Raw genomic sequence first — 13,936 nt, forward strand, 5'->3', positions numbered from 1 at the left:
TGTCATCAATCCGCACGTCGGCTCCCTGAATACCGGCAAGCCCGCTTTCGCGCTTCGCGGTCGCTGCTCGCCGAACTGCTGTTTATGCTTTACGGCATCGGCGAGCTGCCTGAAATCGTTAACGAAGCCAATGGCCGACCGGTTTTTAGCGATCGTCACCTCCCCCGCTTCTCTATCTCTTATACTGGCAATATCGTTGGCGTAGCGCTGACCACCGAAGGGGATTGTGGCCTCGATATGGAGCTGCAGCGCACTGTCCGCAGCCACGACGCCGACCGGCAAAATTTCAGTAACAATGAGAATCTGTGGGTTAACATTCAGCATGACCCGGACGAAGCGCGCAGCCAACTGGTGGCGCTGCGGCGCAGCGTGCTGAAGCTGACCGGTGAAACATCAACGCAGCTGCAGCTGCTGCCTGGCTCCGGCCGCCTGCGTACCGCCGGCAGCCTGCCGATCGAAGCCGTCTGTGACGCCGAATCGCTGCTGGTGTGGTCGATTGCCGCTACCCCGAATATCGGCCCCCTGAAGGTCTGGGAGTATGACGCAAAGGGAGGCGACTGGCACAGCCTGGCGGACGCTCAGCGGCGCGCGCGCGAGCCGTCAGCCCGCCTGATGCGCTTTACCAGCCTACCCACGGAAAAAACCTTATCCCTCAATTGACCGGTCTTGCCGGCATCATGATCCAAAGGAGCAATCATGTCAGATACCTTGAAAGTGGTTACGTTACTCGGCAGCCTGCGTAAAGGGTCGTTTAATGGAATGGTCGCGCGTACCCTGCCCGGCATCGCGCCGGCGGGCATGGACATCTCCGCGCTGCCGTCAATCGGCGATATTCCGCTGTACGATGCTGATATTCAGGAAGAAGAGGGATTCCCGCAGCGCGTGCAGGAGATTGCGCAACAGATCCGCGAGGCGGATGGCGTGGTGATCGTCACCCCCGAGTATAACTATTCCGTGCCTGGCGGCCTGAAAAACGCCATCGACTGGCTTTCACGCCTGCCAGAGCAGCCGCTGTCCGGCAAGCCGGTGCTGATTCAAACCAGCTCAATGGGCGCCATCGGCGGCGCGCGCTGCCAGTATCATCTGCGGCAGATTCTGGTGTTCCTCGATGCGATGGTAATGAATAAACCGGAATTTATGGGCGGCGTGATCCAGAACAAAGTGGATCCGCAGTCAGGTGAAGTGGTCGATCAGAGCACCCTCGACCATCTGCGCGGCCAGCTGACCGCCTTTGGCGATTATATTAAGCGGGTAAAAGCATAAAAAAAGCCCGGCAGCGATGCCGGGCTTTTTCATCATGCGTGCGGATTAATGTGCATCAATAAAGACAATCTTCAGCACGAACAGCAGCGAGACGATAATTACGCAAGGGCTGAGGTCGCGCAGACGGCCGGTGCCGATCTTCATCACGCAGTAGGAGATAAAGCCCAGGGCGATACCTTCAGTGATCGAGAAGCTAAACGGCATCATCACCGCGGTGATAAACGCCGGTACCGCTTCCGTCAGGTCATCCCACTTCACGCGCGCCAGGCTGGAGGTCATCAGCACGCCGACGTAAATCAGCGCGCCGGCGGCCGCATAGGCCGGAACCATCCCCGCCAGCGGAGAGAGGAAGATAACCAGCAGGAACAGGATACCGACGACAACGGCGGTCAGGCCGGTGCGCCCGCCTACGGAAACGCCGGAGGAGGATTCGATATACGCTGTTACCGATGAGGTGCCGATGAAGGAACCTGCCACCGACGAGACGCTATCGACAAACAGCGCCTGCTTCATGCGCGGGAATTTACCGTTGGCGTCCGCCAGACCCGCTTTATCCGTCACGCCGATCAGCGTCCCGGAGGAGTCAAACAGGTTGACCAGCATAAAGGAGAAGATTACCCCGGCCAGGCCCAGATTCAGGGAGCCCGCCAGATCGACATGACCGATCACCGAAGTCACGCTCGGCGGCGCTGAGACGATACCGGTGTAGTGCACATCCCCCAGCATCCAGCCCAGCAGGGTGGTCACAACGATAGAGACCAGTACCGCGGCGTGAATGTTGCGCGACGCCAGAATCGCGATGATAAAGAAGCCCAGCACGCCCAGCAGCACGCTGTGGGAGGTAAGATGACCAATGCTGACCAGCGTTTCCGGGTTGGCGACAATCACCCCGGCGTTCTTCAGGCCCATCATACCGATAAACAGGCCGATCCCGCTGGTGATGCCCACGCGCAGGCTCAGCGGAATATTGGCGATCATCCAGTAGCGTACGCGGAAGATCGTCAGTAGCAGCAGGCCGACGGCGCCCCAGAAAATCGCGCCCATGCCGACCTGCCATGGCAGGCCCATCGCCTGCACCACCACAAAGGCGAAAAAGGCGTTCAGGCCCATCGCCGGCGCCAGAGCAACCGGCAGGTTCGCGAACAGCCCCATCATGATACTGCCGAAAGCGGCAATCAGACAGGTGGTCACAAACACGGCGCTGGTATCCATGCCCGCTACGCCAAGAATTTGTGGGTTAACAAAAACGATATACACCATCGTCAGGAACGTGGTGAAACCGGCGATGGCTTCCGTGCGCACCGTGGTGCCGTGCTCGCGCAGTTTAAATACGCGCTCCAGCAGACCCTGGCCAGAAGACTGGCTGGTTTGTTGTTGACTCATTATCGGTTTCCGAACGTAAGGAGGGAAAATTCGACGCTATCCTATACCAAATTACAGCGCCAGGCGCGGTTGTATGGTAATTTTTTTCATTTATTTTGCTTATACGGCAACGATTGCGTCGCGGCATTGGACATGACGAAAACGTTAAACTTGTTAATATGGAATGGCTATGACTCAACCAGAAGCAGTATTTTTTGACTGTGACGGCACGCTGGTCGACAGCGAGGTAATTTGCTCCCGCGCCTACGTGCACATGTTCCAGGAATTTGGCATTACGCTGGAGCTGGCAGAGATTTTTAAGCGCTTCAAAGGCGTAAAGCTGTACGAAATAATCGACACCATCAACGCCGAGCATGGCGTTAACCTGCAAAAGGCCACCCTGGAGCCGATTTACCGTGCGGAAGTCGCCCGCCTGTTCGATAGCGAACTTGAGGTGATTGCTGGAGCCCAGGCGCTGCTGGATGCGGTAAGCGTCCCGATGTGCGTGGTCTCCAATGGCCCGGTCAGTAAGATGCAACACTCTCTCGGCCGCACCGGCCTGCTGCACCATTTCGCTGACCGGTTGTACAGCGGCTACGATATTCAGCGCTGGAAACCCGATCCGGCGCTGATGTTCCATGCCGCAAAGGCGATGAACGTTAACGTTGAGAACTGCATTCTGGTTGATGATTCCAGTGCAGGTGCACAATCGGGAATAGCCGCCGGCATGGAGGTGTTCTACTTCTGCGCCGATCCGCACAACCCGCCAATCGATCATCCCAAAGTGACAACCTTTACCGATCTGGCTGCGCTGCCGGCATTGTGGAAAGCGCGCGGTTGGGATATCACTCGCTAGCCCCCGGCGTCGCCCGGCCGGGCGACGGTTGGCAGCAAGGGTAGCCCGGTAGCGCTGTGATCTCGCCCAGAACAGGATGGCTGGCGACCGGCTTAACTCATTATCTTCGGACACAAGCACTTTCATCTTGTCTTTCTTCACTCGCGGAAAACGGGGGCTAAACGCCCCCTCCGGCTATTTAAACAGTTTTTGCACAAACTCCGCGTAGGCAGGGCGCCAGACGTCCATTTCATGGTTCAGGCCGGGATAGGCGTGATAGTCAAAGTTGATCTTCTGTTTTTCCAGCTCGCTTTTCAGACCCGCGATGTCTTTGCCGGTCACGGAATCTTTTTCCCCGACGACCACGGTAAAGTTACGCAGCTGTTTATTGATGGCCTCAGGATGTTTCAGCTGTGCTTCCACACCAGCATTCGGCACCGTGGTGGTTGTGACGCCGCTAAACGTGGCGAGCCAGCCAAAGCTCTCCAGATGATTCATTCCGGAGACCAGCGCCTGATAGCCGCCCTGCGACAGCCCGGCGAGCGCCCGGCCATCCGCGTCTTTACGCACATTAAAACGCGCATCAATCAGCGGAATGATATCGTTCATCAGCTCGTTATCAGCCGCTTTCGCATTTAGCGGATAGAAGGTTTTGCGTCGCTCCTGCGGCGGGAAGTTTTCCGCGATGGCTTCCGGGATATCGGTTTCGGTATCCGGGACCACCACCAGCATTGGCTTGATCTTGCCCTCCGCCAGCAGGTTATCCATGATTTGCGGGATCCGCCCCTGATCGATGGCCGACAGGCCGCTGTCGCCAAAGCCATGATAGAAATAGAGCACCGGCAGCGGATCGCCGGTTCCGCTATAACCCGGCGGCGTCCAGACATAGAGACGACGTTCCGCATTCAGCGCCTTTGAGTGATAGGTAAGGGTGCGCAGATCGCCGTGCGCGACCGCCCGATCGTCAAGAATACTGCCCGGCACCAGAATCAAACTGGTGTTCACCTGGCGCTGCGGCTTCTGATAGCGGCCGCCGGTATCTACCGAGCGGAAGCCATCCACATCGAAATAGTATTCATAGAGATTGGGCTTCATCGGCTCGCTTTTCCATGTCCAGACTCCGTCCGCTGCCTTGGTCATGTCGTGCGAGACAAAAGAGTCCGGCGTGGCGCCGGTGACTACCGAAACCCGCCGGGCATCAGGGGCAAACAGGCGGTAAGTGATACTTTTATCCGCGTTAACTTGGGTGATAAAGTGGCTCACCGGCAGGGAGGGGTCCGGCACCGCGGGCAACGGTGCCGCCTGAATGGTGAACGCCGCGCCCGCCAGCGCCAGGGCGAAATAAATTGCATGTCGTTTCATCGTTATTCCTCTTATGTTGTGTCCGTTCTGTTATCGTCTCACCACCAGATTTCCGCCTGCGCCCCTACGGCAAACTGATCGTTTTTACCGTCTTCAAAAATGCTGGTGGTGTTATTCGCGGCCTTATCCAGGTCGATATCCTTCGCTTTAATATAGGTGGCATAGAAGCGAATTTCCGGGCGCGAGGTCAGCATACTGGTATTAACTTTGAAGGTATGGAACAGCGTGGTCTTATAGCCGGACTCGTTATATTTTTTGCCGGTAACATCTTTGTTTTGCTGCTTGAAGTACCCCAGTTCGACGCCGGTCTGGTTATATTTATTCCAGATATAAGCCGGTCGCAGGACCGTACGGATGGATTCAAAATCGGAGTGGGCCCCGGTCTCGTAGCTGTAAACGTCGTTACCAAAAGAGTAAACGATGGCATTCGCCATAATAATGTCATCACGTAAATAGGTTTCCCCTTGCGAGGTTAAGCGCACGGCGGTGCCATTGGTATGGTCGCCATAATAGCGGCCGTTAAAGGTGGTATAGGGGCTGGATCCGGCATAGCGCGAGAAGCTGCTGGCAATGGAGTTATTCGCCAGTAAGAAAGAGAATTCGTTAAAGCCGCCGTTAGCAAATTTTTGCGTTAACGAGGTGCCGGCCATCCAGGTATCTTTCCATGGATAATAGCCTTCATTGCCCTCTTTATATTTCTCAGAAGAACTTTGGTTGGCAGCGACATAGCGTCCGCTGACCATCAGGCTGGCTTTATCCCACAGCGGGATCTCTTTGTAACGGATATCAAGGGTATTGGTGTTTATTTGCTGCTTATTGCTCAAGGAACGATCGTAGTCATCAACATCTTCCCGCACCAGCGCGATATCGAATTTCCCGACGCCAACCTGCCAGTTTTCCAGCCCCACGCCAGCCGCCGCATCGGTTCTCTGCGTTTTCCAGTCCAGCATCTGGATCTCGATTTTTGGCGCACCGTGTTTGCCGACCCAGAAATCGGCCTCCGGGGCAAACGGCAGGAATCCTTTGGTGTTAACGTACATATCCGAGAATTGGATGTAGTTTTCGCCGCCGGCATTGTCGCCAAACCAGCCAGTGGAATACTGCTGGCCAACGTTCCCGTCGAGCATCACGATGGCGTCGACGCGTTTATCGCCTTCCTGAAACACCCGCTGCTTCAGCTGCAGATCGAACCAGCCGGAATATTCATTGCCCAGACGGCCAAGCGAGCCGATGGCCCACGATTTTGGCGAGCCATGCGAGGCGGTTCCCCAGCCCGAGCGGAAGTAGCCGTTATAGCTAAAGCCAATTTCATCTTTGACGAACCTGCTAAAATCTTTCAGCGTCATCGCGCTGTAGGCTGGTGCACTGTCTGTAGCAGGTTGTTGATTTTTGACCAGTACCGCATCCGGTTTCACCGCTGCTTTCGGTCCGGCTGCCGCCGCGACGTTGCGCTTCTGGCTCTCTGCAGGCGGAGACCATGAGGCCCAAATCTGGTCTCTTTTTCTCTCCTGGTCTTGATATTTTTTGAGCTCTTTTTGCGTATCGCTGAGCGCTTTTTCCAGCAACTCAAGCCGTTGCTCTACCGTCAGCTGGCTCGCGATCAGGGAGGTTGAATAACAAAGCGGCGCCAGCAAGGCTATCGCCGAAGCGATCCTGGTTTTTCTCATCATAATATTCCCTTATATAAGTATTGGCATTAATAAAAACGACAGCGACAAGCATCGCGCGGGTTCAAATAGCTTTATCCATACCGCTTAAGGGCGCGGGGACTGTTATTTTTGCGCCTGGAAAAAAGCAAAAAAAACCCGAAGAAGACGATCTGCCTTAACAGATAATCCTCTTCAGGTTTTGCCCGCGCATCGCGGTAGCAACCCTTATTAAGTCATTCTTCGCACACATAAAAAAACCTGATATCGCCGCCGTGGTGGCAATATCAGGTTTTGCCTGCTGTCGCAGTAACAATCCGTTTAAAACATTCTGAGCTTGCGCGCTCAGTCAGTGGATGCTGATTGTTACGCGATAAAATGAAGAACTCAAACGGGCAGCCTGTTAATTGTGACGATAATCTCAGCAATATCGCTGCCGGTGGAGGAATCATATCTAATTCTGATAAATCCATTCATCAGAATTAGACAAAATGATTATTACTCTTTCGGATCTTTACCAGCGAGCAATTTATCCAGTTCATCGCCGCCCACATGACGGAAATCCTGGCCTTTGACGAAGTAGAAAATATATTCGCAGATATTCTGGCAGCGGTCGCCGATACGCTCGATGGAGCGCGCGCAGAACAGCGCCGTCAGGACGCTGGGGATAGTGCGCGAGTCTTCCATCATGTAGGTCATCAGCTGACGTACGATGCCTTCATATTCCTGGTCGACTTTCTTGTCTTCGCGATAGATACGTACCGCCTCGTCGAGATCCATACGCGCGAAGGCATCCAGCACGTCATGCAGCATCTGCACCGTATGGCGGCCCAGCGATTCAAGGCTCACCAGCAGCGGCTGATGCTGCTGGGAAAACTTCTCCAGCGCGGTACGGCAGATTTTATCCGCCACATCGCCAATGCGTTCCAGCTCAGCGATAGTCTTGATGATCGCCATCACCAGGCGCAGGTCGCTGGCGGTCGGCTGGCGCTTGGCGATGATGCGCACGCAGGCTTCATCGATCGCCACTTCCATCATGTTGACCTGTTTGTCGCCGTCAATCACGCGTTTCGCCAGTTCGCTGTCCTGGTTATGCATTGCGGTGATCGCATCAGAAAGCTGTTGCTCCACCAGCCCCCCCATGGTCATCACCTGGGTGCGGATATACTCCAGTTCAGCGTTGAACTGGCCGGAAATATGTTTGTTAAGATTTAGGTTGTCCATGGTGTCTCCTGATTGCCCAACTGGTGAGAGCCTGAAAGCACAAGGGCAAATCAACCGTAGCGGCCAGTAATATAATCTTCAGTTTGTTTCTTCGCGGGCTTGGTGAACAGATCATCCGTATTGCTGAACTCAATCAGCTCGCCAAGATACATAAATGCCGTATGGTCGGAGCAACGCGCAGCCTGCTGCATGTTGTGAGTCACGATAACGACGGTGTAGTCCTGTTTCAGCTCGGTGATCAGTTCTTCGATACGCCCGGTGGAGATCGGGTCCAGCGCGGAGCACGGCTCATCAAGCAGCAGCACTTCCGGGCGGATCGCGATACCGCGGGCAATACACAGACGCTGCTGCTGACCACCGGAGAGAGAATACCCGCTCTGGTGCAGTTTATCTTTGGTTTCGTTCCATAATGCGGCTTTGGTCAGCGCCCACTGCACGCGCTCGTCCATATCGGCACGGGACAGTTTTTCAAACAGGCGCACCCCGAAAGCGATGTTGTCGTAAATGGACATCGGGAACGGCGTTGGCTTCTGGAACACCATGCCAACCTTAGCGCGCAGCAGGGCGATATCCTGGGTGTTAGTCAGAATATTGTCGCCATCCAGTAGGATCTCACCTTCCGCACGCTGCTCTGGATACAGTTCAAACATTTTGTTGAACGTGCGCAGCAGGGTGGATTTACCACAGCCTGACGGACCGATAAACGCCGTTACCTGGTTTTTGGTGATATCCAGGTTGATGTTCTTCAGGGCATGGAATTTGCCGTAGTAGAAGTTCAGGTTACGAACTGAAATCTTACCCGGAGCTGTTTTCACCATACTCATCTCAATCTCTTCCTCATTCAGCGCAGCCGTGGCTGCGCCGCAAAAAATTAACCGTGTTTCTTCTTGGCGAAGATAACGCGCGCCAGGATGTTCAGCAGCAAGACGCACAGGGTGATAATCAATACCCCGGCCCATGCCAGTTGCTGCCACTCCGCAAACGGACTCATGGCAAATTTGAAAATGGTCACCGGCAGGTTGGCAATCGGCTGCATCATGTCGGTGCTCCAGAACTGGTTAGACAACGCGGTGAACAGCAAGGGCGCCGTTTCCCCAGCGATACGGGCGATAGCCAGCAGGATCCCGGTCATAATCCCTGAGACGGAGGCTTTCAGGGTGATCGCCGAGATCATCTTCCACTTCGGCGTCCCCAGCGCATAGGCCGCTTCACGCAGGCTATCCGGCACCAGTTTCAGCATGTTTTCGGTGGTACGAATAACGATAGGCACCTGCAGCAGCGCCAGGGCGATAACGCCCGCCCAGCCCGAGAAGTGCTGCATCTGCGCCACCACGATGGTGTAGACGAACAGGCCGACCACGATAGACGGTGCGGAAAGCAGAATATCGTTGATAAAGCGGATAATTTCAGCCAGCACCGACTTGCGGCCATACTCCGCCAAATAAATTCCGGCGAGGATACCCAGCGGCGTACCAAAGACGGTTGCCCACAGGATCAGCAGGCCGCTGCCGGCGAGGGCGTTGGCCAGACCACCGCCCGCGGTATTCGGCGGCGGCGTCATTTCGGTAAACAGCGCCAGACTCATGCCGTCGAAGCCGCGGGTTATGGTCGCCATCAGGATCCAGATAAGCCAGAACAAACCAAACGCCATGGTGGCCATCGACAGCGCCAGAGCGATACGGTTCTTCATGCGGCGTTTGGCCTGCATCTTGCGGCGGGACTCCGCCAGCTCGGCGGTGCTTTGCATTTCAATGGTCGCCATTAGCGTGCCCCCTCATTCTTCGCGAGGCGCATAATCATAAACTTCGACGCCGCCAGAACGATAAAGGTGATAACGAACAGGATCAGGCCCAGCTCCATTAGCGCCGCCACGTGCAGGCCGGTTTCCGCTTCGGCAAATTCGTTGGCCAGCGCGGAGGTAATGCTGTTCCCCGGCATATACAGCGATATGCTGTCGAGCTGGTAGGTGTTGCCGATGATAAAGGTGACCGCCATGGTTTCACCCAGCGCGCGGCCCAGACCGAGCATCACGCCGCCGATCACCCCGTTTTTGGTGAACGGTAAAACGATGCGCCAGATCACTTCCCAGGTGGTGCAGCCGATGCCATAGGCCGACTCTTTCATCATCACCGGCGTCTGTTCGAAAACATCGCGCATGACCGCGGCGATATAAGGGATGATCATGATGGCCAGAATGACGCCAGCGGCGAGAATGCCAATCCCAAACGCCGGGCCGGCAAACAGCGCGCCGACGAACGGGATGGTCGACAGGACGTTACCCACCGGCTCCTGGAAGTAAGTCGCAAACAGCGGGGCGAAAATAAATAGGCCCCACATGCCGTACACGATACTCGGGATTGCCGCCAGCAGCTCAATCGCAATGCCCAGCGGGCGCTTGAGCCAGGCGGGGGACAGTTCAGTCAGAAACAGCGCGATGCCGAAGCTCACCGGGACGGCGATCAGCAGCGCGATAAAGGAAGTCACCAGAGTTCCGTAGATCGGCACCAGCGCGCCGAAGATTTCGTTGGGCGCATCCCACTCTTTGGTCCACAAAAAGGCAAAGCCAAACTTTTGAATGCTCGGCCAGGAAGAGATGATCAGGGAAACGATGATGCCGCCCAGCATCAATAGCACAATCAGCGCAGCCAGTTTTACCAGCGCACTGAAAATTATGTCACCCTTTTTCCCCGGAGGGGTAAATGCAGGCTTGGTTGCAGCCATAGATTACTCTTTACGTATTAAAACTTGTTCGAATAAATGCCCGGTGGCGTTGGCTCCCGGGCCTACAGTCTGAACCGTAGGGCGGGCAGCGCCTGAACGCCCCCGCCATCTTCGTCAAAAATCTACTGTTAGTACAGCGCTTTACCGCTGCTGTCTTTGACGTTGGTTTTCCATGCCGCACGAACCTGCTCTACCACGCTTTCCGGCAGCGTCGCGTAATCCAGCGCATTGGCTTCTTTCCCGCCGTTTTTATACGCCCAGTCAAAGAACTTCAGCACTTCGGCGGTCTGCTCAGGCTTGTTCGTCGCCTTATGCACCAGGATGAAGGTGGTTGAGGTGATCGGCCATGCGTTTTCACCTTTCTGGTTAGTCAGGTCCTGAGCGAAAGACTTGCTCCAGTCAACGCCTTTTGCGGCGTTAGCGAAGTTGTCTTCAGTCGGGCTAACCGGCTTGCCGTCGGCAGAGACCAGTTTGGTGTACGCCAGGTTGTTTTGCTTGGCGTAAGCGTATTCGACGTAACCAATCGAGCCCGGCAGACGCTGAACAAAAGCGGCGATACCGTCGTTGCCTTTACCGCCCAGACCGGTTGGCCAGTTAACGGTAGAGCCTGCGCCGATTTTCGATTTCCACTCTTCATTCACTTTGGACAGGTAGCTGGTAAAGACGAAGGAGGTACCGGAACCATCGGCGCGGCGAACCACGGCGATATTCTGCGACGGCAGCTTCAGACCCGGGTTGAGCTTAGCGATCGCTTCGTCATCCCATTTTTTAATTTTACCCAGGTAGATATCGCCGAGGGTTTTGCCATCCAGCACCAGCTCGCCGGATTTCACGCCAGGCAGGTTAACCGCCAGCACCACGCCGCCAATCACGGTCGGGAACTGGAACAGGCCTTCCTGGGTCAGTTTGTCATCAGCCAGCGGAGCATCAGAAGCACCGAAATCCACGGTGTTGGCAATAATCTGTTTAACGCCACCAGAGGAACCAATACCCTGGTAGTTCACTTTATTGCCAGTTTCTTTCTGATAGGTGTCAGCCCATTTGGCATACACCGGCGCAGGAAAAGTTGCACCTGCGCCAGTCAGGCTTGCTGCTGCGAAAGCAGAGAAAGCGCTCATCGATAAGGTCGCGGCGACAACTGTTGCGACGGTGGTACGCATAACGTTCATAATGTCTCCTGCTGGGATTCGTAAATCATTGTTTCGAGGCTATGGTGAGCAAAATAGGTCAAAGAGGTGACAGTAAAATGTACGAATTATGACAGTTTTATGACACGCCGGGAGGGGGGATTTCACGTCAAATAATACGCTTATAACTCAAATGGTTATCTACTAGCATGACCACACAATGACAGAATAATTTTCTTTTTATGACAGCGAAATCACAGAGCAAAACGATCGTTTGTCATCTATCGCCTCCCCAGATATTGCGCACAAGATCGGCGAAAAACAGCAGGTAAAAATAAAAAAGGGCCGCCGCCGGCAGCCCTTTGCAAAAGAGATAATACGTTACTCAACCGTGACCGATTTCGCCAGGTTACGCGGCTGATCAACGTCAGTGCCTTTGATCAGCGCAACGTGATAAGCCAGCAGCTGCAGCGGTACGGTGTAGAAGATAGGCGCGATGCTCTCTTCGACATGCGGCATCTCAATGATGTGCATGTTGTCGCTGCCGTTGAAGCCGGCGTCACCGTCGGCGAAAACGTACAGCTCACCGCCGCGGGCGCGAACCTCTTCGATGTTGGATTTCAGTTTTTCCAGCAGCTCATTGTTCGGCGCCACTACGATCACCGGCATTTCCGCATCAATCAGCGCCAGCGGGCCGTGCTTAAGCTCGCCTGCCGCGTAGGCTTCCGCGTGAATATAGGAGATCTCTTTCAGCTTCAGCGCCCCTTCCATAGCGATCGGGTACTGATCGCCACGGCCAAGGAACAGCGCATGATGCTTATCAGAGAAACGCTCTGCCAGCTGCTCAATACGCTTGTCCTGGGAGAGCATCTGCTCGATACGGTTCGGCAGCGCCTGCAGGCCGTGGACGATATCATGCTCAATGGACGCATCCTGGCCTTTCAATCGCGCCAGTTTCGCCACCAGCATCAGCAGCACCGTCAGCTGAGTGGTAAAGGCCTTGGTCGAGGCCACACCAATTTCCGTTCCGGCTTTGGTCATCAGCGCCAGATCGGATTCACGCACCAGCGACGAGCCCGGCACGTTGCAGATGGCCAGCGAGCCGAGATAGCCCAGCTCTTTCGACAAACGCAGCGCCGCCAGGGTATCGGCGGTTTCACCAGACTGGGAAAGGGTGATCATCAGGCTGTTACGACGCACCGCAGACTTGCGATAGCGGAATTCGGAGGCGATTTCCACATCGCACGGCACGCCGGCTAACGCCTCGAACCAATAGCGGGAGACCATCCCGGAGTTATAGGAGGTCCCGCAGGCAACAATCTGAATATGTTCAACCTGAGCCAGCATTTCATTGGCGTTCGGCCCCAGCTCGCTGAGATCGATTTCGCCGTGGCTGATACGCCCGGTCAGGGTGTTCTTAATCGCATTTGGCTGTTCGAAAATCTCTTTCTGCATATAGTGGCGATAGATACCTTTATCGCCGGCGTCATACTGCAGATTGGATTCGATCTCCTGACGCTTCACTTGCGCAGCGGATTTATCGAAAATCACCACCGAGCGACGAGTCACTTCCGCAATGTCGCCTTCTTCAAGGAAGATGAAGCGGCGGGTAACCGGCAGCAGCGCCAGCTGGTCGGAAGCGATAAAGTTTTCCCCCATGCCCAGACCGATAACCAGCGGGCTACCGGAGCGGGCCGCCAGCAGGGTTCCCGGGTCGCGGGTATCCATGATTACGGTGCCGTAAGCGCCGCGCAGCTGCGGGATGGCGCGCAGCACGGCTTCACGCAAGGTTCCACCTTGTTCCAGCTCCCAGTGCACCAGATGGGCGATAACTTCGGTATCGGTCTCAGTGACGAAGACATAGCCGCGAGACTGCAGCAATGCGCGCAGCGGCTCGTGGTTTTCGATGATCCCGTTATGGACCACCACAATGTGTTCAGAAACATGCGGATGCGCATTGCTCTCAGACGGTTCGCCGTGCGTCGCCCAGCGAGTATGGGCGATCCCGGTACCACCGTGTAACGGTTGCTCTTCGACCGCCTGAGCCAGCATCTGTACCTTACCCAGGCGACGCACGCGAGTCATATGACCTTCGCTGTCGACTACCGCCAGACCGGCAGAGTCATAGCCACGGTATTCCAGACGACGTAAACCTTCGAGAAGGATTTCAGCAATATCACGCTGCGCGACTGCGCCAACAATTCCACACATAGTTAAATTTCCTGATAATGGCGATATGCCATGCGTTGTCGCTGACCTGTATTTGCCCGTTTCCCGGGCGCCCCGAGCCTTGTAGAGAGTGGGGTTATTGTTATGGTACTGCCTGCGGACGGGGATCTATGTTGACCCTCTCATCCTGGTTCGCCGGGCGTTGTACACCCCCGGCGACAATTCTG

12 protein-coding genes are annotated in these 13,936 nt (G+C 55.4%); 3 read left to right on the top strand and 9 right to left on the bottom strand.

The window, feature by feature from the left end; genetic code table 11:
• Positions 1-84: 84 nt before the first annotated feature.
• Together ACQUTP_RS23605 and ACQUTP_RS23610 are read left to right on the top strand one after the other, a co-directional pair.
• The gene (locus ACQUTP_RS23605; RefSeq protein ID WP_072140520.1) at positions 85-660 is read left to right on the top strand and encodes a 4'-phosphopantetheinyl transferase family protein; all 576 of its coding nucleotides are present in this window, start codon (positions 85-87) and stop codon (positions 658-660) included.
• Between the two features lie 36 nt (positions 661-696).
• The gene (locus ACQUTP_RS23610; RefSeq protein ID WP_004202293.1) at positions 697-1,263 is read left to right on the top strand and encodes an NADPH-dependent FMN reductase; all 567 of its coding nucleotides are present in this window, start codon (positions 697-699) and stop codon (positions 1,261-1,263) included.
• Between the two features lie 45 nt (positions 1,264-1,308).
• Here the strand turns inward: ACQUTP_RS23610 and ACQUTP_RS23615 are convergent, their stop codons facing one another.
• Positions 1,309-2,646, bottom strand: coding sequence for an NCS2 family permease (locus ACQUTP_RS23615; protein WP_004202294.1), 1,338 nt, complete (start codon positions 2,644-2,646; stop codon positions 1,309-1,311).
• A 169-nt stretch (positions 2,647-2,815) separates the two neighbouring features.
• On the opposite strand from ACQUTP_RS23615, the gene yieH reads away from it, so the two are divergent.
• On the top strand, positions 2,816-3,481 hold the full coding sequence (yieH, locus tag ACQUTP_RS23620) for a 6-phosphogluconate phosphatase (RefSeq protein WP_004202295.1): 666 nt from the start codon (positions 2,816-2,818) through the stop codon (positions 3,479-3,481).
• 174 nt (positions 3,482-3,655) lie between these two features.
• Here the strand turns inward: yieH and ACQUTP_RS23625 are convergent, their stop codons facing one another.
• From ACQUTP_RS23625 to glmS, 8 genes are all read right to left on the bottom strand, one after another.
• On the bottom strand, positions 3,656-4,822 hold the full coding sequence (locus tag ACQUTP_RS23625; RefSeq protein ID WP_049116822.1) for an alpha/beta hydrolase-fold protein: 1,167 nt from the start codon (positions 4,820-4,822) through the stop codon (positions 3,656-3,658).
• Between the two features lie 38 nt (positions 4,823-4,860).
• Complete coding sequence (locus tag ACQUTP_RS23630) at positions 4,861-6,492, bottom strand: carbohydrate porin (protein ID WP_017899655.1); 1,632 nt, start codon at positions 6,490-6,492, stop codon at positions 4,861-4,863.
• Between the two features lie 474 nt (positions 6,493-6,966).
• Positions 6,967-7,692, bottom strand: coding sequence for a phosphate signaling complex protein PhoU (gene phoU, locus ACQUTP_RS23635; protein ID WP_004107251.1), 726 nt, complete (start codon positions 7,690-7,692; stop codon positions 6,967-6,969).
• A 50-nt stretch (positions 7,693-7,742) separates the two neighbouring features.
• Positions 7,743-8,516: a phosphate ABC transporter ATP-binding protein PstB gene (pstB, locus tag ACQUTP_RS23640; RefSeq protein ID WP_285756241.1), complete on the bottom strand. Its 774-nt coding sequence runs from the start codon at positions 8,514-8,516 to the stop codon at positions 7,743-7,745.
• Positions 8,517-8,563: 47 nt separating this feature from the next.
• Positions 8,564-9,454 carry a phosphate ABC transporter permease PstA gene (pstA, locus tag ACQUTP_RS23645; RefSeq protein ID WP_004202301.1) on the bottom strand — a complete coding sequence of 297 codons (891 nt, stop codon included), beginning with the start codon at positions 9,452-9,454 and terminating at the stop codon, positions 8,564-8,566.
• Positions 9,454-10,413, bottom strand: coding sequence for a phosphate ABC transporter permease PstC (pstC, locus tag ACQUTP_RS23650; protein ID WP_004202302.1), 960 nt, complete (start codon positions 10,411-10,413; stop codon positions 9,454-9,456). The genes pstA and pstC overlap by 1 nt, the downstream gene beginning before the upstream one ends.
• 128 nt (positions 10,414-10,541) lie before the next feature.
• On the bottom strand, positions 10,542-11,582 hold the full coding sequence (gene pstS, locus ACQUTP_RS23655; protein ID WP_004150308.1) for a phosphate ABC transporter substrate-binding protein PstS: 1,041 nt from the start codon (positions 11,580-11,582) through the stop codon (positions 10,542-10,544).
• A gap of 339 nt (positions 11,583-11,921) precedes the next feature.
• Positions 11,922-13,751: a glutamine--fructose-6-phosphate transaminase (isomerizing) gene (gene glmS / locus ACQUTP_RS23660; RefSeq protein ID WP_004202303.1), complete on the bottom strand. Its 1,830-nt coding sequence runs from the start codon at positions 13,749-13,751 to the stop codon at positions 11,922-11,924.
• Positions 13,752-13,936 lie beyond the last annotated feature (185 nt).

This window comes from Klebsiella sp. 2-CIP_Kleb., from assembly GCF_050378715.1.
In the GTDB taxonomy this organism is placed as follows: domain Bacteria; phylum Pseudomonadota; class Gammaproteobacteria; order Enterobacterales; family Enterobacteriaceae; genus Klebsiella; species Klebsiella quasipneumoniae.

Bases quoted from the DNA above. Each gene is read 5' to 3' on its own strand.
- ACQUTP_RS23605 (WP_072140520.1), top strand. From the start codon at position 85: ATGCTTTACGGCATCGGCGAGCTGCCTGAAATCGTTAACGAAGCCAAT.
- ACQUTP_RS23610 (WP_004202293.1), top strand. From the start codon at position 697: ATGTCAGATACCTTGAAAGTGGTTACGTTACTCGGCAGCCTGCGTAAA.
- ACQUTP_RS23615 (WP_004202294.1), bottom strand. From the start codon at position 2,646: ATGAGTCAACAACAAACCAGCCAGTCTTCTGGCCAGGGTCTGCTGGAG.
- yieH (WP_004202295.1), top strand. From the start codon at position 2,816: ATGACTCAACCAGAAGCAGTATTTTTTGACTGTGACGGCACGCTGGTC.
- ACQUTP_RS23625 (WP_049116822.1), bottom strand. From the start codon at position 4,822: ATGAAACGACATGCAATTTATTTCGCCCTGGCGCTGGCGGGCGCGGCG.
- ACQUTP_RS23630 (WP_017899655.1), bottom strand. From the start codon at position 6,492: ATGATGAGAAAAACCAGGATCGCTTCGGCGATAGCCTTGCTGGCGCCG.
- phoU (WP_004107251.1), bottom strand. From the start codon at position 7,692: ATGGACAACCTAAATCTTAACAAACATATTTCCGGCCAGTTCAACGCT.
- pstB (WP_285756241.1), bottom strand. From the start codon at position 8,516: ATGAGTATGGTGAAAACAGCTCCGGGTAAGATTTCAGTTCGTAACCTG.
- pstA (WP_004202301.1), bottom strand. From the start codon at position 9,454: ATGGCGACCATTGAAATGCAAAGCACCGCCGAGCTGGCGGAGTCCCGC.
- pstC (WP_004202302.1), bottom strand. From the start codon at position 10,413: ATGGCTGCAACCAAGCCTGCATTTACCCCTCCGGGGAAAAAGGGTGAC.
- pstS (WP_004150308.1), bottom strand. From the start codon at position 11,582: ATGAACGTTATGCGTACCACCGTCGCAACAGTTGTCGCCGCGACCTTA.
- glmS (WP_004202303.1), bottom strand. From the start codon at position 13,751: ATGTGTGGAATTGTTGGCGCAGTCGCGCAGCGTGATATTGCTGAAATC.